Origin of the sequence: Microbacterium fluminis (genome assembly GCF_051549805.1) — a bacterium.
Taxonomy (GTDB): Bacteria; Actinomycetota; Actinomycetes; order Actinomycetales; family Microbacteriaceae; genus Microbacterium.
Window position 1 is genome coordinate 2412964 of sequence record NZ_CP196042.1, and the last position, 17143, is coordinate 2430106.

The window sequence follows — 17143 nt, forward strand, 5'->3', positions numbered from 1 at the left end:
CATGACGGGATCGACCGCCCCTCGGATCGGGGTCATGGGTGGCACCTTCGACCCGATCCACCACGGGCACCTCGTCGCGGCGAGCGAGGTCGCCCAGTACTTCGGGCTCGACGAGGTGGTGTTCGTGCCCACCGGACGACCCTGGCAGAAAGCCGTCGTCTCGCCCTCGGAGCACCGCTACCTGATGACGGTGATCGCCACCGCGTCCAACCCGCAGTTCACCGTCAGCCGCGTGGACATCGACCGCGACGGGCCCACCTACACGATCGACACACTGCGGGATCTGCAGCGCGACAGACCCGGTGCGGAGCTCTACTTCATCACCGGTGCCGACGCCGTGGCGCAAATTCTCAGTTGGAGGGACCATGATGAACTGTGGGACCTCGCCCATTTCGTCGCCGTCTCCCGTCCCGGGCATGTGCTCAGCACGGACGGACTGCCCGTCGAGAAGGTGAGCCAGCTCGAGATCCCAGCCCTGGCGATCTCGTCCACCGACTGTCGTGACCGGGTGAGCGCAGGCCGCCCGGTCTGGTACCTCGTTCCCGACGGGGTCGTCCAATACATCGCGAAGCATCATCTCTACCGGAGCAAGGAATGACCGAACCCGAGCAGCCGGAGCAGCCCCAGCTCACCCGCAAGCAGATGCGGCAGATCCGCAACACCGCCGCCAATCCCATCATCGTGCCCTCCGCCGAGGACCGGCCGGCCGAACCCGACGACGCCGTCAATACCGTCCCCGCGCCGTCGTCCGACTCCGAGCCGGTCATCGACGCACCCGAGTCCGCCGAGGCGGATCCTCACCTCGCAGACGCATCCGCCGAGGTCGCAGCCAGCCCCGCACCGCTGCCGCGCGCGGCGGCTCCGATCGACATGGCCCCGCCGCCGATCTCCGACGCGAGCGTCGACCTGGGCGTGTCGCCCCTGACCCGCCGGCAGGCGCGGCAGCAGGAGCGGATCCGCACCGCATCCGTCCCGGTCATCACCCCGGATGTCATGGCGGCGCACACCGCGGCCGCAGAGCCCGCTGCGCTCGTCGAGGAGGTGCCGGCGGATCTCGTCGACGAGGTGCCGTCCCACTCCGACGAAACGATCGCCGAGTCGGCGACGGACGCCGCTCCCGAGGCGGATACGACGGTGGACTCGGACTCGCCCGAACCGGACCGGACCGCGTCCGACGAGACCGACGACCTCGTGCGCGATCTCGAGGCAGCGACCGACGAGCCCGCGACCGACGAGGCTGCGGGGGACGGCTCCGCCGACGAGCGGGCGACGCTGGCCCCCTCGTTCGGCTCCGGGCTGCTCGCCGGCGACCCGGTGCTGGTGACTCCTCCGCCCTCGTTCGACCAGCTGCTCGCACGCGGCACCTCGACCTCCGGTTCGGGTACGGCCTCGAACGCGCTCATCCTCTCTCAGACGCCCGAGGGTGCACTCATCGGACCGGTCGCCGCGACCGGCGAGGTGCTCGTGACGGGCACGTTCGCCCTCCCCGACGGTCTCGGCTCGCAGGGGCACGCTCCCGGCACCGCCGACGGTCGCGAGGTCGACGCGGTGCTCGTGGACGGCGAGCTCCCCGCGCACTCCTCGCCGACCCCGATCGCCGCCAGCGCGGCGATCAGCACGGTCAAGTCGACCGGAGAGATCATCCGCCCGCCGGCCCCCGAGAAGGGCAGCCGCCTCATGCTGACGCTCGCCATCACCGCGGGGGTGCTCGCGCTCGCCCTCGTCGGCGTGCTCATCCTCGCCTTCGCCACGGGGGTGTTCGCATGAGCGCGACCGCGCAGTCGCGCGACATGCTGGCGATCGCCGCTGCGGCCGCCGACGCCAAGGGCGGCGAGGATCTCGTCGCCCTCGACGTGTCGGAGCCGCTCCCGCTCGTCGACATCTTCCTGATCGTGACCGGGCGCAGCGAGCGCAACGTCGCCGCCATCGCCGACGAGGTGGAGGACCAGCTGCTCGAAGCCGGGCACAAGCGCCTGCGCCGAGAGGGTCGCCAGGAGGCCCGCTGGATCCTGCTCGACTTCGGCGATCTCGTGGTGCACGTGTTCCATGAGCAGGAGCGCATGTACTACGGCTTGGAGCGCCTCTGGAAGGACTGTCCGGTCGTTCCCGTGGAGGTCGCCGCAGCACCCGCATCGTGATCCGTCGATTCGGCACGGTCTGCACGATGTAGTAATGTTGAGGAGTTGCCTGCGGAACGCGGGCAGCACCGAAAGGGCCTGTGGCGCAGCTGGTAGCGCACCTGCATGGCATGCAGGGGGTCAGGGGTTCGAGTCCCCTCAGGTCCACTTTCCGAAGGCCTCCGCGAGAGCGGGGGCCTTCGTCGTTCCGTGCGCGCGCGCTCTGACGTATCGTGACAACGCGCCCTGTCCCGCCCGTGCACCGCCGAGAGTCGAGGCTCCGATGACCACCGTGACCCCGTTCCTCTGGTTCGACAACACCGCCGAGGAGGCGGTCACCTTCTACACCGCGCTCATCCCCGGCTCCGAGATCGTCGAGCTCTCCCGATACCCGCAGGACGTGCCGGGCATGGGCGGCCGCGTCATGAGCGCGCGGTTCCGGCTCGCGGGCACCGTCTACCTCGCGATGGACGCCGGCCCGCAGTACGCGTTCACCGAGGCGGTGTCGCTGTTCGTCTCGTGCGCCGATCAGGCCGAGGTGGATCGCTATTGGGAGGCCCTGACGGCGGACGGCGGGCAGGAGCAGCCCTGCGGGTGGCTGAAGGACCGGTGGGGTCTGTCGTGGCAGATCATCCCCGAGCGGCTGCCGCAGCTGATCGGCGACCCCGACCCCGACCGCGCGCATCGTGCGGTGCAAGCGATGCTCGGCATGACCCGTCTCGTGATCGCCGATCTGGAGGCCGCGGCCGACGGCGCATGATCTCCTCGTCGCCGGATCGCCGCCTCGCCGGCGCGGTCGCCGTGATCGGTGCGGTCGCGTCGGTGCTGATGATGACCGCGTGCACCGCCGGGGCGCCGAGCGATGCCGTACCGGCGGAGACGCGGCGCGCCCCGTCCGTCACCGTCTCGGCCCCGCCGGTCGGCGGCGCGTTCGCGCTCGACGGCGCACCGGTGACGCTGGCGAGCGCGCTCGAGGCGCCCTGGTCGGTGGTGCCGCTGCCCGAGGGCGGAGCGCTCATCTCCCAGCGCGACGACGGGCGCGTCCGGCATCTGCTGCCCGACGGCACCGTCCGCGACGCCGGCACGGTGCCGGGTGTCGTGAGCGGAGGAGAGTCGGGCCTGCACGGACTCGCCCTGCACGAGGCATCCGGTGTGCGCTGGCTGTACGCGTACCACGGCGCCGCAGACGACAACCGGGTGGTGCGGATGCCTCTCACCGGCGAGAACTCGACGCTCGCCCTCGGCGCGCCCGACGTCGTCTTCTCCGGGATCGCACGAGCGCGCACCCACAACGGCGGCCGCATCGCCTTCGGCCCCGATGGATTCCTCTACGTCACCACGGGCGATGCCGGCGACCGCGCGAGTGCGCAGGACGAGGCATCCGTCAACGGGAAGATCCTGCGGCTCACCGCCGAGGGGGCACCCGCGCCCGGCAACCCCTTCGGCACGGCCGTCTGGAGTCTCGGCCACCGCAACGTGCAGGGTTTGGCCTGGACGGCCTCCGGCACCCTGTGGGCGAGCGAGTTCGGGCAGGACACCTGGGACGAGCTGAACGTGATCCGCGCCGGCGGCAATTACGGCTGGCCCGAGGTCGAAGGAGCGGCCGCCGACGCGCGGTTCGTGGATCCGGTCGCGGTGTGGACCCCGACGGACGCGAGCCCGAGCGGTGTCGCCGCCGTCGGGGACACCGTCTTCGTCACCGGGCTGCGCGGCGAGCGGCTGTGGATCGTCGACACCAGCGGCGCCTCGCTGCGCGCCGACCCGCGCGCGGCGCTGGTGGGGGAGCAGGGGCGGCTGCGCGATGCCGTCGCGGCGCCTGACGGCAGCCTGTGGCTGCTCACCGGCAACACCGACGGACGCGGCGCTCCCCGACCCGGCGACGACGTGCTGCTTCGGATCGGCCTGAGTCCGACGCCGTGAGCGGACCGGCCACGCCCCGGCACTACGGTGTAGGGGTGAGCCCACAGCCCCGGTGCCCGTACTGCCGGCACTTCGTCTACCTCGATGCGCTGACGTGCCCCGAGTGCGACGCGACACTCGCCTACAACATGGTCGAACGGCAGTTCCACGGCCTGCGCAACGGGCAGACCGTGATCGACGACGAGGTGTGGCACTCCTGCTCGAACCGGGGATGGGGCTGCAACTGGCTCGTGCGCGACGACGCCGAGTCGGGCCGCTGCATCTCGTGCCGGCTCACGCGCCGGCGCCCCGAGGCGAACGACACCGTCGCCCTCGAGAAGCTCGCCAAGACCGAGGAGGCCAAGCGCCGCCTCCTCCTGCAGCTCGCCGACCTGGGCCTGCCCATCACCCCCTGGTACGTCACGAAGGGCGGGCTGGGCTTCGATCTCGTCTCGAGTCTGTCGCACGGCGAGAGGGTGACGATCGGCCACGCGAACGGGATCATCACGATCGACCTGGCGGAGAGCCTCGACGATCGCCGCGAAGCGCTGCGGGTGCGTCTCGGCGAGCCCTACCGCACGATGCTCGGCCACCTCCGCCATGAGGTGGGCCACTACTTCCAGAACGTGCTGCTCACCGACGAGTCGGCGTGGACGCGGTGCCGCGAGCTGTTCGGCGACGAACGCGCCAGTTGTCGGGACGCACTCCAGCGGCATTACCGCACCGGCGCTCCCGAGGGCTGGCAGGCGTCGTACATCTCGGAGTACGCAACGATGCACCCGTGGGAGGACTTCGCCGAGACGTTCGCCCACTACCTGCACATCACCGGCACCCTCCAGACGGCGGCGGCCATCGGCATCCGACTCGACGCCGCCGTGACGAGCCTGCGCGATACGGACGTGGTGCCGCTCGAGTCGTACGAGGACCGTCCGGTGCATTCGCTGCTCAAGGACTGGGAGTGGATGTCGCGCGCCTTCAACCGCATCAACCGGTCGATGGGTTTCGGGGATCTGTATCCGTTCACGCTCGTGCCGGCCGTGCGCACCAAGTTCGAGTTCGTGCACGACATCGTGACCCGGGCCCCGCTGAGCACCGAGGAGCAGTACGCCCTCACGCTTCCGGAGGAACTGGAACGCACCTGACCCGGGTCAGCCGACCGCTTCGATGAGCTCGGGCCCGTTGTTGCGGACGTTGCCGACCGCCGTGCCGACGACATGGTCGGCGAGGGTCTCGGCCACGTCGGGGGCGGCGTCGACCGCGGCATCGAGGATGTCACCCACGTTGTCGACGGTCGGGTCGAGCCACGCGTCGGCGAAGTCGGCGTCGAGGAAGAGCGGCATGCGCTCGTGGATCGAGCCCAGGTGTCCGGTCGCGTCGCGGGTGAGGATCGTGAAGCTCAGCATCCACCGTGCCGGATCGTCATCGGCCGCCGCGGGGTTCTTCCACCACTCGTACAGGCCGGCCAGCAGCAGCGGCGAGCCGTCGGCGGGATGGACGAAGTGCGGCGTCTTGCCGTCACCGGACTTCTTCCACTCGTAATAGCCGGTGACGGGGACCACGGCGCGGCGCTTCTCGAGCGCCCCGCGGAACATGCGCTTGTCTTCGAGCTCCTCGGCGCGGGCGTTGAACGCGCGCGACCCGATCGAGGGATCCTTCGCCCAGCTGGGCACCAGCCCCCACCGCGCGCTCTCGAGCCGTCGGGTCGGCGGCTCGGTCTTGGCCGAATCGAGCACGATGGCCGCGCGGTCGGTGGGCGCGACGTTGTAGGAAGGGGCCGGCAGGTCGTCGCCCACGAGATCGACGCGGAGAACGCCCACCAGCTCGGAACCGACGTCTGCCACCACGAATCGACCGCACATGGTGCCAGCGTACGCGGGGGCTCCGACGTCTCAGCGTCGAGCCTGGGAGTCCCCGTCGACCACCCCGACGCTCTTGAGCCGCTCCAGCAGTCCCGCACCGTCGGAGTCGGTCACCCACGGCACACCGGCCGCGGAGTGATCGTCCACCACCGTGCGCCCGCCGGCCAGCACCGCCTCCGCAGGAGACAGGCGGCGGATGGCGACCGCCACGACGTTGTCGGGATGCTCGCGTGTGAAGGTCGTGTAGATCTCGTCATCGTGCTGACCGTCGTCGCCGACCAGCAGCCACTTGATGTGCGGAAACTCCTCGGCCAGCCTTCCGAGGTTGCTGAGTTTGTGCACCCGGCCGCTGCGGAACCAGCGATCGTGGGTCGGACCCCAGTCGGTCAGCAGCAGCGAGCCCGTCGGGAAGAGGTGACGCCGGAAGAAGCGCAGCAGGGTGGGCGCGATGTTCCAGGCGCCGGTCGACAGGTAGATCACCGGGCAGCCCGGGTTCTCCCGCGTGAGCCGCTCCAGGAGAACCGCCATGCCCGGGACGGGCTGGCGCGCGTGCTCGTCGACCACGAACGAGTTCCACGCCGCCAGCAGCGGGCGGGGGAGGGCGGTCACCATCACCGTGTCATCGACGTCGGACACCAGCCCGAACCGCACCTCGGGATCGACGACGAAGACCCGGGTCTCGATCGGCGGCCCGGATTCGACCGACATCGTCAGCGTCTGCCAGCCGGGCGGGAGCGAGGCGGGCACCACGACGTCGATCACACCGCCGCGATCGGCGACGACCTCATGACGGACGCCGTCGACCTCGATGACGACGGGGGCGTAGGCAACGGGCACGGCGACGAAGCTGCGCCACCCGCGGATGCTCGCGTACTCGCCGCTGGAGGTGCGGCGCGCGGGTGGGGCGATCAGCACGCGGCCCAGCACCCGCACCCAGTCCGCTCCGCCGTACCCCGGGAACGGGGTCACGACGGGTGTCAGGCCACGATGGCGCGCCCGGCGCTCGCGCCACGCGTGGAAGCGGTACTCGAGCCGGGCGATCCACAGGACTTTCGGGCGCGCGGAATCGTCGCGGGAGGAAGGCATCCCCCTCAGTCTATCATGCCGGATGCCTCGGCGTCGGGCGAGGTTCCCGGCACGGGACCGACCGCCGGCGGCTCGTCGACCAGGTGCTTGCGCTCGACCCGCTCGATCACCTTCTTGCTCACCACCATGAGGAGGAGGAAGAGCACGATCACGCCGACGAAGATGTAGCCGGCGTAGTGGATCTTGTCGGCGAGTTCGCGGTAGGTGCCTGCAGCGAGGGCCGCGATGCCGATGTACAGCGACGACCAGACGATGCACGCGGGCAGGGTCCACGCGAGGAACCGGCGGTAGCGGAAGCCGCTCATCCCGACGGTCAGGGGGACGAGGGAGTGCAGCACGGGAAGGAAGCGCGACAGGAAGATCGCCGGTCCGCCTCGCCGTGCGAGGTAGCGCTCCGCGCGGAGCCAGTTCTCCTCACCGATGCGCCGGCCCAACCGCGATCCGCGGATGCGCGGACCCAGGAACCGACCCAGGAAGAAGCCGATGCTCTCGCCGGCCAGAGCGCCCAGGACGACCGCGATCCCGAGCAGGATCCCTTCGAGCGGCGAGCCTATGGCGGTGCCGGCGACGATGACGATCGTGTCGCCCGGAACGACGAGCCCGACCAGAACGCTGGTCTCGAGCATCATCGCCACCCCGGCGATGAGCGTCCGCGCGACCGGATCGACGCTCTGCACCGCGTCGAGCAGCCACGTGAGGAACTCGTTCACCCTGCTGAGCCTACGACGCGAGCGTCCGTCTAGCCTGTGAGGATGACCCCCCTGTCCGCCGTCGGGCTGCCCGCCGGATTCGACGCCGCGCGGGCGTTCGCCGGGGGGCCCGCGCGGCATCCGTCCGGGTTCTGGCTGGATGCGGGTCCGCACGCCCCGGAAGGGTGGAGCTGGCTGGGGATCGGGGCGCCCGAGAGCGATCCGGACGCCGTGCGGGTGGTGATCGCGACGGGCACCGGTGCGGACGAGGAGTGGGGCCCGTTCCACGGCGGCTGGGTGGGATGGCTCGGCTACGACGACGCGGCGGTGCGTGCCGGAGCGACGGCATCCGCTCCTTCCCCGCCCACCGAGGACGTGCCGCAGACGCTGTGGCTGCGGGTCGACCGGTTCGTCGCCGTCGACCACGCGTCGGGTCGCGCCTGGGCCGTCGCTCCGGCGCACGACCTCGACGCTCACGAGCTTGAGGTGCTCGGCTGGGTCACTGCGGACGATCTCCCGCTCACGTCCGCGGACGGAGGAGTCGAGGCATCCGCGCGCCATCGCCCCGACGAGTACGCGGCGTTGATCGACCGATGCCGTGCCGCGATCCGAGAGGGCGACGCCTACCAGCTGTGCCTCACGACGCGCTTCTCGGTGCCCCACGCGGTCGACCCGGTGGCCGCATACGGTCGGCTGCGGTCGACGACGCCCGCGCATCACGGCGGGATCGTGAGGGCGGGCGAGGCCGCCCTGGTGAGCGCGAGTCCCGAGCAGTTCCTGACGGTGCGCGACGGGATCGCCCGGACGCGTCCGATCAAGGGCACCCGGCCTCGCGACGCCGATCCGTGGGCGGATGCCGCGCTGGCGGCCGATCTCGTCGCCAGCGCCAAGGAGCGCGCGGAGAACCTGATGATCGTCGATCTCATGCGCAACGATCTGTCACGCGTGAGCGATCCGGGATCCGTCGCGGTCGAGGAGCTGTTCGCGGTGGAGTCGTACCCCGCGGTGCACCAGCTCGTGAGCACCGTCGCCGGCCGCCTGCGCACCGGGACCACCGTCGGCGCGCTGCTGGATGCGACCTTCCCCGCCGGCAGCATGACGGGGGCGCCGAAGCTCTCGGCGATGTCGATCCTGCACGAGCTCGAGGGCGGGCCGCGAGGGGTGTTCTCCGGCTGCTTCGGGTGGGTCGGCACCGATGGCGCGCTCGACCTCGCGATGGTGATCCGCTCGATCGTCACCCACCCCGGCGGTGCCTACGTGGGGGCAGGGGGAGGGATCACGTGGGGGTCCGTGCCGTCGGCGGAGGTGGCAGAGGTGGGGGTGAAGGCGCGGGGGCCGCTGGCGGCCGTCGGCGCCCGCCTTCCTGCGGGCTGGTGACGGCGCGGGTCGGGTAATCTGTCCGGGGCGTCGTGTACGCCCGTCTCCCACCCCACGATTGGCTCCTCCTTGTCGCAGAACTCCACGTCGTCCCCCGTCAGCGGACCCGAGGGCGGCGGCTTCGACGCCTTCGCCGTCCAGGAGAAGTGGCAGTCCCGCTGGGCGGCGGCCGACCCGTTCCGCGCCGGCGGCGACGACGACGCACGCCCCCGCAAGTACGTGCTCGGGATGTTCCCGTATCCCTCGGGCGATATGCACATGGGCCACGCCGAGAACTACGCGTACGTCGACGCCGTCGCCCGGTTCTGGCGCCATCGCGGCTACAACGTGCTCAACCCCATCGGGTGGGACTCCTTCGGTCTGCCCGCCGAGAACGCGGCGATCCAGCGCGGTGCCGATCCCCGCGAATGGACGTACGCGAACATCGCCCAGCAGCGCGCGAGCCTGCAGAACTTCGGCACCTCGTACGACTGGAGCCGGGTGCTGCACACCAGCGACCCGGAGTACTACCGCTGGAACCAGTGGCTGTTCCAGCGGCTCTACGAGCGCGGCCTGGCGTACCGCAAGGAGAGCCCGGTCAACTGGTGCCCCAACGACCAGACCGTCCTCGCCAACGAGCAGGTCGTCGACGGGCACTGCGAGCGATGCGGTGCGGAGGTCGTCAAGAAGAAGCTGACCCAGTGGTACCTCAAGATCACCGACTACGCCGACCGTCTGCTCGACGACCTCAACCAGCTCGAGGGCTCGTGGCCCTCGAAGGTGATCCGGATGCAGCGCAACTGGATCGGCCGTTCGGTCGGGGCGGACATCGACTTCGCGATCGAGGGTCGTGACGAGAAGGTGACCGTCTTCTCCACCCGCCCCGACACGCTGCACGGCGCCACGTTCATGGTGGTCGCGCCCGACAGCGACCTCGCCGCGGAGCTCGCCGCCGGGGCGTCGGCGGAGGTGCGGACGCGCTTCCAGGCCTACCTCGAGGGCGTGCAGCGCGAGAGCGACATCGAGCGGCAGGCGACCGACCGACCCAAGACCGGCGTCTTCCTCGACCGCTTCGCGATCAATCCCGTCAACGGCGAGCGACTGCCGATCTGGGCCGCGGACTACGTGCTGGCCGACTACGGTCATGGCGCCGTCATGGCCGTGCCGGCGCACGATCAGCGCGACCTCGACTTCGCCCGCGCGTTCGACCTGCCCGTGCGGGTCGTGGTCGACACGACCGCCCCGATCACCGGCGCCATCCCGGTGATCGAGCTCGACGACGACGGGGAGCCGGTCGACCCGTCGATCCTCGAATCGCTCGACGACCTGAACCCGGCGCGCACCGGGATCGCGCTGACCGGCGAGGGTCGCATGATCAACTCCGGCCCGCTCGACGGACTGTCCAAGCGCAGCGCGATCAGCCGCATCGTCGAGCAGCTGACGACCGCCGGCACGGGCCGCGCCTCGAAGTCGTACCGCCTGCGCGACTGGCTGATCTCGCGACAGCGGTTCTGGGGCACGCCGATCCCGATGATCCACACCGAGGACGGGCGCATCGTGCCCGTGCCCGACGAAGAGCTGCCGTTGCGACTCCCCGACGCCCAGGGTCTCGATCTCGCCCCGCGCGGAACGTCCCCGCTCGGCGGCGCGGCGGACTGGATCCGCACGGTCGACCCCGAGACGGGCGAGCCCGCGCTGCGAGACCCCGACACGATGGACACGTTCGTCGACAGCTCGTGGTACTTCCTGCGGTTCCTGTCGCCGACGGCCGAGGGTCATGCGTTCCCGTCGCGCGAGGCCGACCGCTGGGCGCCGGTCGACTCCTACATCGGCGGTGTCGAGCACGCGATCCTGCACCTGCTCTACGCCCGCTTCATCACCAAGGTGCTCTTCGACATGGGGCTGATCGAGTTCACCGAGCCGTTCTCGAGCCTCATCAACCAGGGCATGGTGCTCCTGGACGGCTCGAAGATGTCCAAGAGCAAGGGCAATCTGGTCGAGTTCGCGGCCAGCATGAAGGACCCCGGCGCCGATGCGGTGCGCGTCGCGATCGCCTTCGCCGGACCGGTCGAGGACGACATCAACTGGGAGGACGTGTCCACGACCGGCGCCCAGAAGTTCCTCGCCCGCGCCTGGCGCGTGGCATCCGATGTCACCAGCGACCCCGACGTCGTGTGGGCCGAGGGCGACCCGGCGCTGCGGCGCGTCACGCACCGGCTGCTGGCGGACGCCCCGGGATTGGTCGAGCAGACGAAGTTCAACGTCGTCGTGGCACGCCTCATGGAGCTGGTCAACGCCACCCGCAAGGCGATCGACACCGGGGCGGGTCCCGCCGACCCGGCCGTCCGCGAGGCCGCCGAGGTCACGGCGATGGTGCTCGACCTGTTCGCTCCGCACACCGCGGAGGAGATGTGGGAGATCCTCGGGTACGAGCCCTTCGTCGGTCTCGTGCCCTGGCGCAGCGCCGATCCGACCCTGCTCGTCGAGGACTCCGTCACCGCCGTCGTGCAGATCGACGGCAAGGTGCGGGCGACACTGGAGGTGTCGGCGCGCATCGACGGAGCGGAGCTGGAGCGCCTCGCCCGTGCCGACGCGCGCATCGTGCGCTCGCTGGGCGATCGCGAGATCACGCGCGCGGTGGTGCGGCCGCCGAAGGTCGTCAGCTTCAGTACGGCGTAGCCTCCTCCCCAGCGGGCGAGGGGGCGCGCGGCATCCACCGATCCCTCGCGTCCCGCTCTCGGGCCGACCGCCCTGCCTAGCCTGAGGCGGTGAGCAGCCCAGAGCCTCCCGAGCGTGCGTCGCCGCGTCGGCGTCTCGGCGTCGGCGCGGCCATCGTCGTGGTGCTGCTGGCGCTCGGCGCGACCGTCGTCATCGGCATCGTGCGGGCGGTGGCGACGCCGGTGGAGTCCGTGGGTGTCACGGTCGACCCGGGTGCGGTGGCAACCGGCCCGCTCACCGATGCCCTGTACGTGCACGTACTTGGGGCCGTCGCGCAGCCGGGGCTCTACCGCGTCGCCGGTGGCGCGCGTGTCGTCGACGCGGTGGCCGCCGCGGGCGGCTTCACCGCCGAGGCCGATCGAGGGGCGGTGAACCTCGCCCGCCCCATCGGCGACGGCGAGCAGCTCTACGTGCCGGTCGTGGGGGAGCTTCCCGCGGCCGGCGCAGGCGGGGGCGGTGGCGCGGCGGGTGGCCCCGCAACCGGTGCGTCGGCCGGCGACGGGCGGATCAACCTCAACACCGCCGACGAGGCCGCCCTCGACACGCTGCCGCGCATCGGACCTGCGCTCGCGCAGCGCATCCTCCAGTGGCGCGAGGACAACGGGAGGTTCACGAGTGTCGACGACCTGCTCGCGGTGCCCGGCATCGGCGAGAAGATGCTCGAGTCCATCCGCGACCTCGTGACGGTATGAACCGGCTCCGACGGCGACTCCGTCTCGTCCCGGTCGCGGGCGTCGCGTGGATCGCGGCGGGGTGGACGACCGCCGTTCCGGATTCCGCAGCCGCCGTGGCCGCGGTGATGTGGGTCGCCACCACCGTCGGGGTGTTCGCGCTCCTGGTCCCGAAGCTCCGGGCGCACCGCACGACGCGCATCTGCGTTGTGCTGGGAGTGATCAGTCTGTCCCTCGGCGCGGCGACCGCATCGACCGTCGCGCTCGCGCAGCCGGCCCGGCAGGCGGCCGCCCAGCTGCCCACCGGCGGCGGGCGGGCGCTGACCGTGGACGCCACCGTCGTCGGCAAGGTCGAGCCTTGGGGCTCGGACCGGCTCGCGTTCGATGCGATCGCCGACGCGATCACGATCGGCCCCGACCGACATCCGGTGGCCGTCCCGATCACCGTGCTTCTGCCCCGCACCGACGGGGCCCCGGGGCTCGACATCGGCGCGGCGGTCGAGGTCGACGGCACCGCCGCGCCCGCCGATCCCGGTGCGCGCGCGGTCCTCGAGGTCATCGCCGCTCGGTCCGTCACCGTGGTGAGGGAGCCCCTCGGGCTGCTCGCGGCCACCTCGGCGCTGCGGCACGGGCTGGTCGCATCGGCGTCCGGCCTCCCCGAACCGGGCGCGGGCCTGCTCCCGGGTCTCGCGGTGGGCGACACATCGGCCGTCGCCGACGAGCTCGACGCCGACATGAAGGCATCCAGCCTGTCGCATCTCACCGCCGTATCCGGCGCCAACTGCGCCCTGGTGGTGGGACTGGCGTTCGGCGCGGCGGCGTTGTGCGGAGCGGGACGCGCGCACCGGGTCGTGTCGGGAGTGGCGGCGCTGGCCGGGTTCGTCGTGCTCGTCAGTCCCGAGCCGAGCGTCGTGCGGGCCGCCGTGATGGCCGCAGCGGCCATGCTCGCGGTGCTGCTGGGGCGCACCGGTGCCGGCATCGCGATCGTCGCACTCGCGGTGGCCGTCATCCTCGTGGTCGATCCCTGGCTCGCCGGGTCGCTGGGCTTCGCCCTGTCCACCGTGGCGACCGCATCGCTGCTGCTGTTCGCGCGGCCCCTCGCCTCCGGACTGGCGCGCTGGATGCCGCACCCGCTCGCCCTCGCCCTGTCGGTGCCGCTGGCGGCACAGCTGGCGTGCGGGCCCCTGATCGTGCTGATCACCCCGGTGACACCGCTGTACGGCGTCGTCGCGAATCTGCTCGCGGCACCTGCAGCACCGGTGGCGACGGTCGTCGGCCTCGCGGCATGCCTCGCCCTGCCGCTGCCCCTGCTGCAGTCGGGTCTCGCGGTGATCGCCTGGCTCCCCGCCGCATGGATCGCGGGCACCGCGACCACGTTCGCGGCCCTGCCGGGCAACGCGGTTCCCTGGCTCGACGGGTGGGCGGGGGTCGCCACGCTCGCGGGGCTGGGTCTTGCTCTCGGCCTGGTGATCGTCGGAGTAGGCGCTCACGCCCGCGCGTGGCGGCGGCGTCTGCACGGCTCGGCCGCGTTCGTCGTCGCGACGGTCGTCGGTGTCTCCACCGGTTCGGCCGCGCTCGGGAGCGTGGCGGCGCCGTTCACGGTGCCTTCCGCATGGGCCGTGGCCGCGTGCGACATCGGCCAGGGGGACGCGGTGCTGGTGCGTTCCGAGGGGCATGTCGCACTGATCGACACCGGCCCCGACCCCGCGCTGCTGGAGAGCTGCCTCATCCGTTTCGGTCTCACGCGCATCGATCTGCTGGTGCTCACGCACTTCGACGTCGACCACGCCGGGGGAGCGCAGGCCGTGCTCGGGCGCGTGGCGACCGTCCTGCACGGACCGCCGGGCGACGTGTCCGACACCGGCCTGCTCCAGCGTCTCGAGACATCGGGAGCGACGGTCCACTCGGCATCCACCGGGATGACCGGCACCCTGGGCGGTGCACGCTGGCGCGTGCTGTGGCCGCGCGAGGGGAGCAAGGCGTTCCCACCCGGCAACGATTCCGGGGTGGTCGTCGATCTGCGCGGGGGAAGCGTCCCCTCCTCCGTCTACCTGGCCGATCTATCGGGCGCGGCGCAGCGATCGCTGCTCGCGACGGGGGAGCTGCGCCCGCCCTACGACGTCGTGAAGGTCGCGCACCACGGCAGCGCCGATCAGCACCCGGCGCTGTATGCGCAGCTGGGGGCGTCGGTCGCGATCGTCCCGGTCGGTGCCGGCAACCGTTACGGTCACCCGCGATCCGAGACGCTCGCGTTCCTGGGCGATGCGGGAATGAGCATCGCCCGCACCGACACCGACGGGGTGGTCGCCGTGTGGCAGGTGGACGGGATGCTGTCCGTCTGGCGGGAGCGTGCGGTCGCACCGGTCGCGCGTGCACCGCCGACGGGCGTCGTCGGTGGTGCTCGATAGGCTGAGGACATGGCGACGACCGCGCGGAGAGCACCTGCGAAGCGTCCCGCGATCCCGCAGCTGTCGTGGCGCTCACCGCAGCCTGCGCCCCTCGTGCTGGTGTCGGGTCCGGAAGACGTGTGCGCCGAGCGCGCGACGGCCGCGATCCGGGACTACCTCAAGGCGGAGGACCCGAGTCTCGAGGTGACCGATGTGCGCGCCGACGACTACGCCGCCGGCACGCTGCTGTCGGTCACCTCGCCGTCGCTGTTCGGCGAGCCCCGGCTGGTGCGCGTGACCGGTGTCGAGAAGTGCAGCGACGCATTCCTGAACGAGGCGCTGGCGTACCTCGAGGCGCCTCAAGAGGGTGCGACGGTGGTGCTGCGCCACACGGGTGCCAGCGTGCGCGGCAAGAAGCTCCTCGATGCGGTCCGTGCGGGAACCGGCGGCGGGGTCGAGGTGCCGTGTCCGGCCGTGAAGCGCGACTCCGACCGGTTCGACTTCGCCGCCGGGGAGTTCTCGACGGCGAAGCGCCGCATCGCGCCGGTCGCCCTGCGCACGCTCGTCTCCGCGTTCGCCGACGACCTCACCGAGCTCGCCGCCGCCTGTCAGCAGCTGATCGCCGACGTCCCCGGAGACATCACCGAGCAGATCGTCGAGCGCTACTACGGCGGACGGGTCGAGACGAGCGCTTTCACCGTGGCCGACACCGCGATCGCGGGCCGCTACGGCGACGCCCTCGTCGCCCTCCGCCATGCGCTGGCTTCGGGCGCAGACCCCGTGCCGCTCGTGGCGGCGATCGCATCGAAGCTGCGCACGATGGCGCGCGTCGCGGGTCAGCGCGAGCCGGCGGCCGCTCTGGCGGCCCGCCTGGGCATGAAGGACTGGCAGGTGGACCGGGCCCGTCGCGATCTGTCCGGCTGGAGCGATGCGACCCTCGGCATGGCGATCCAAGCCGCCGCACGCGCCGACGCCGATGTGAAGGGCGCCTCCCGCGATCCCGTGTTCGCGCTGGAGCGACTCGTCACGGTGATCGCCACGAAGGCCCCGTTCGGCGGCTGATCCGGCCGCTGGTCGGCGCTGCTCCGCCGCAAGGGTGACGCTGACCCGAGATCCGCGATTCGCCGCCGTTGCCGTGAGGGGGCGGCATCCGCGAAACGACGAAGCCCGCCCCCTCGCGGGAACGGGCTTCGGAGGATCGTGCGATCAGAGCGCCGCGACCTGCTTGGCGATGGCCGACTTGCGGTTCGCCGCCTGGTTCTGGTGGATGACGCCCTTGCTGACGGCCTTGTCGAGCTTCTTGGTCGCGGTGACCAGAGCCTTCTCAGCGGCGGCCTTGTCGCCGGCGGCGATGGCCTCGCGGGTGCGACGCACCTCGGTCTTCAGCTGGCTCTTGACCGCCTTGTTGCGCTCGTGAGCCTTGTCGTTGGTCTTGTTGCGCTTGATCTGCGACTTGATGTTCGCCACGTTCGACGTATCTTTCGTTTCGGTGAGTGATGGATTGTCGCGTTACGGGTAGAGGGGCCGCTCGCGACGTCGCGTGGAGGTGGGACCCCACGCGCAAGCCAATCCCCGAGTCTATCAGGTCGCTTCGATCGTCGTGATCGCGACGTCGAGGAGCGCGTTGAACACACGCGGACGCATGGCCGTGACGAGATGGCTCGTGCGTGGGACGACGATGAGCTCGGCATCCTTCGCCACTCTCTGGAACAGCCGCTCGTTCGCGCGCAGCTGATCGAACTGACCGTTGATGAACCACAGGGGCACGTCGATGCGGTGCAGGGCCGCGAGCAGGTCGAGCACGGAGAGACTGCGCAGGGCGATGTCCTGTGCATCGTAGGCGTAGCCGCCGGCGCCGAAGTCGGGACGGGTCTCGGGCGGGAGCGTGCGGTCGAGGACGAACTCCGTGATGCTCTGACCGCGATCGGGGAGCGCGTTGAAGCGGCGGGCGAGGAAGCGGTACGTGGCCAGGCCGACTCCGCGGGGGATGGCGGTGCAGGATGCCGCGATGAAGCCCGCCACGGGAGGCGGGTCCTCTGCTCCGACGTACTCGATCGAGACCAGTCCGCCCATCGAATGCGCGGCCAGGAGCACGGGCCCGCGCTCGGCGGCCGCCCGCACCGCGGTGTCGATCGTCTCGAACGCGCCGTCGAGGGTGAACGGCTCGGACATGCGGGTTCCGTGACCCGGCAGGTCGACGGCTGTGACCGGGTTGCCGCGCTCGCTCAGGTGCGCGACCTGCGCGCGCCACATGGTGGCGGACGTGCGGATGCCGTGCACGAGCACGACCTGAACCGTCACACTTCGAGCCTAGGACCACACGAGGAGCCCCCGACCCGCGCACTGCGCGAGCCGGGGGCT

Annotated in this window: 16 protein-coding genes and 1 tRNA gene; 12 read left to right on the forward strand and 5 right to left on the reverse strand. The window is 71.4% G+C overall.

Annotated features, from left to right (window positions below; all coding sequences use genetic code 11):
• The first annotated feature begins 1 nt into the window (after window position 1).
• The 7 genes from nadD (at window position 2) to ACSJDX_RS11700 (ending at window position 5158) form a co-directional block, all read left to right on the forward strand.
• Window positions 2-598: a nicotinate-nucleotide adenylyltransferase gene (gene nadD, locus ACSJDX_RS11670; RefSeq protein ID WP_438352842.1), complete on the forward strand. Its 597-nt coding sequence runs from the start codon at window positions 2-4 to the stop codon at window positions 596-598.
• Window positions 595-1767, forward strand: coding sequence for a hypothetical protein (locus tag ACSJDX_RS11675; protein WP_438352843.1), 1173 nt, complete (start codon window positions 595-597; stop codon window positions 1765-1767). Before nadD ends, ACSJDX_RS11675 begins: the two co-directional genes overlap by 4 nt.
• A complete protein-coding gene (rsfS, locus tag ACSJDX_RS11680; RefSeq protein ID WP_438352844.1) occupies window positions 1764-2138 on the forward strand; it encodes a ribosome silencing factor in 375 nt (124 codons plus the stop codon). The genes ACSJDX_RS11675 and rsfS overlap by 4 nt, the downstream gene beginning before the upstream one ends.
• A gap of 74 nt (window positions 2139-2212) precedes the next feature.
• Window positions 2213-2285, forward strand: a tRNA-Ala gene (locus tag ACSJDX_RS11685).
• A 115-nt stretch (window positions 2286-2400) separates the two neighbouring features.
• Entirely contained in the window at window positions 2401-2877 is a 477-nt protein-coding gene (locus ACSJDX_RS11690) for a VOC family protein (RefSeq protein ID WP_438352845.1), read from the forward strand.
• On the forward strand, window positions 2874-4037 hold the full coding sequence (locus tag ACSJDX_RS11695) for a PQQ-dependent sugar dehydrogenase (protein WP_438352846.1): 1164 nt from the start codon (window positions 2874-2876) through the stop codon (window positions 4035-4037). The genes ACSJDX_RS11690 and ACSJDX_RS11695 overlap by 4 nt, the downstream gene beginning before the upstream one ends.
• Window positions 4038-4072: 35 nt before the next feature.
• The gene (locus ACSJDX_RS11700) at window positions 4073-5158 is read left to right on the forward strand and encodes a zinc-binding metallopeptidase family protein (RefSeq protein WP_438352847.1); all 1086 of its coding nucleotides are present in this window, start codon (window positions 4073-4075) and stop codon (window positions 5156-5158) included.
• Between the two features lie 6 nt (window positions 5159-5164).
• Here ACSJDX_RS11700 and ACSJDX_RS11705 read toward each other — a convergent pair whose 3' ends face one another.
• From ACSJDX_RS11705 to ACSJDX_RS11715, 3 genes are read right to left on the reverse strand one after another with little or no spacing between them, the layout of a single operon-like run.
• On the reverse strand, window positions 5165-5875 hold the full coding sequence (locus ACSJDX_RS11705; protein ID WP_438352848.1) for an SOS response-associated peptidase: 711 nt from the start codon (window positions 5873-5875) through the stop codon (window positions 5165-5167).
• A gap of 30 nt (window positions 5876-5905) precedes the next feature.
• A complete protein-coding gene (locus ACSJDX_RS11710; RefSeq protein ID WP_438352849.1) occupies window positions 5906-6961 on the reverse strand; it encodes an App1 family protein in 1056 nt (351 codons plus the stop codon).
• Between the two features lie 5 nt (window positions 6962-6966).
• Window positions 6967-7671 carry a DedA family protein gene (locus ACSJDX_RS11715; RefSeq protein ID WP_438352850.1) on the reverse strand — a complete coding sequence of 235 codons (705 nt, stop codon included), beginning with the start codon at window positions 7669-7671 and terminating at the stop codon, window positions 6967-6969.
• A 42-nt stretch (window positions 7672-7713) separates the two neighbouring features.
• Here ACSJDX_RS11715 and ACSJDX_RS11720 point away from each other — a divergent pair, with 42 nt between their 5' ends.
• From ACSJDX_RS11720 to holA, 5 genes are all read left to right on the forward strand, one after another.
• Complete coding sequence (locus ACSJDX_RS11720) at window positions 7714-9027, forward strand: anthranilate synthase component I family protein (RefSeq protein WP_438352851.1); 1314 nt, start codon at window positions 7714-7716, stop codon at window positions 9025-9027.
• A gap of 69 nt (window positions 9028-9096) precedes the next feature.
• Complete coding sequence (leuS, locus tag ACSJDX_RS11725) at window positions 9097-11685, forward strand: leucine--tRNA ligase (RefSeq protein ID WP_438352852.1); 2589 nt, start codon at window positions 9097-9099, stop codon at window positions 11683-11685.
• Between the two features lie 89 nt (window positions 11686-11774).
• Window positions 11775-12416: a ComEA family DNA-binding protein gene (locus tag ACSJDX_RS11730; RefSeq protein WP_438352853.1), complete on the forward strand. Its 642-nt coding sequence runs from the start codon at window positions 11775-11777 to the stop codon at window positions 12414-12416.
• The gene (locus tag ACSJDX_RS11735; RefSeq protein WP_438352854.1) at window positions 12413-14803 is read left to right on the forward strand and encodes a ComEC/Rec2 family competence protein; all 2391 of its coding nucleotides are present in this window, start codon (window positions 12413-12415) and stop codon (window positions 14801-14803) included. The genes ACSJDX_RS11730 and ACSJDX_RS11735 overlap by 4 nt, the downstream gene beginning before the upstream one ends.
• A 9-nt stretch (window positions 14804-14812) precedes the next feature.
• A complete protein-coding gene (gene holA / locus ACSJDX_RS11740; RefSeq protein WP_438352855.1) occupies window positions 14813-15844 on the forward strand; it encodes a DNA polymerase III subunit delta in 1032 nt (343 codons plus the stop codon).
• A 144-nt stretch (window positions 15845-15988) separates the two neighbouring features.
• On the opposite strand, the gene rpsT is transcribed toward holA, so the two are convergent.
• Window positions 15989-16249: a 30S ribosomal protein S20 gene (gene rpsT / locus ACSJDX_RS11745; protein WP_438352856.1), complete on the reverse strand. Its 261-nt coding sequence runs from the start codon at window positions 16247-16249 to the stop codon at window positions 15989-15991.
• A 114-nt stretch (window positions 16250-16363) separates the two neighbouring features.
• Entirely contained in the window at window positions 16364-17083 is a 720-nt protein-coding gene (locus ACSJDX_RS11750; RefSeq protein WP_438352857.1) for an alpha/beta fold hydrolase, read from the reverse strand.
• Between the last annotated feature and the right edge of the window lie 60 nt (window positions 17084-17143).

Bases quoted from the DNA above. Each gene is read 5' to 3' on its own strand.
- nadD (WP_438352842.1), top strand. From the start codon at position 2: ATGACGGGATCGACCGCCCCTCGGATCGGGGTCATGGGTGGCACCTTC.
- ACSJDX_RS11675 (WP_438352843.1), top strand. From the start codon at position 595: ATGACCGAACCCGAGCAGCCGGAGCAGCCCCAGCTCACCCGCAAGCAG.
- rsfS (WP_438352844.1), top strand. From the start codon at position 1,764: ATGAGCGCGACCGCGCAGTCGCGCGACATGCTGGCGATCGCCGCTGCG.
- ACSJDX_RS11690 (WP_438352845.1), top strand. From the start codon at position 2,401: ATGACCACCGTGACCCCGTTCCTCTGGTTCGACAACACCGCCGAGGAG.
- ACSJDX_RS11695 (WP_438352846.1), top strand. From the start codon at position 2,874: ATGATCTCCTCGTCGCCGGATCGCCGCCTCGCCGGCGCGGTCGCCGTG.
- ACSJDX_RS11705 (WP_438352848.1), bottom strand. From the start codon at position 5,875: ATGTGCGGTCGATTCGTGGTGGCAGACGTCGGTTCCGAGCTGGTGGGC.
- ACSJDX_RS11710 (WP_438352849.1), bottom strand. From the start codon at position 6,961: ATGCCTTCCTCCCGCGACGATTCCGCGCGCCCGAAAGTCCTGTGGATC.
- ACSJDX_RS11720 (WP_438352851.1), top strand. From the start codon at position 7,714: ATGACCCCCCTGTCCGCCGTCGGGCTGCCCGCCGGATTCGACGCCGCG.
- ACSJDX_RS11735 (WP_438352854.1), top strand. From the start codon at position 12,413: ATGAACCGGCTCCGACGGCGACTCCGTCTCGTCCCGGTCGCGGGCGTC.
- holA (WP_438352855.1), top strand. From the start codon at position 14,813: ATGGCGACGACCGCGCGGAGAGCACCTGCGAAGCGTCCCGCGATCCCG.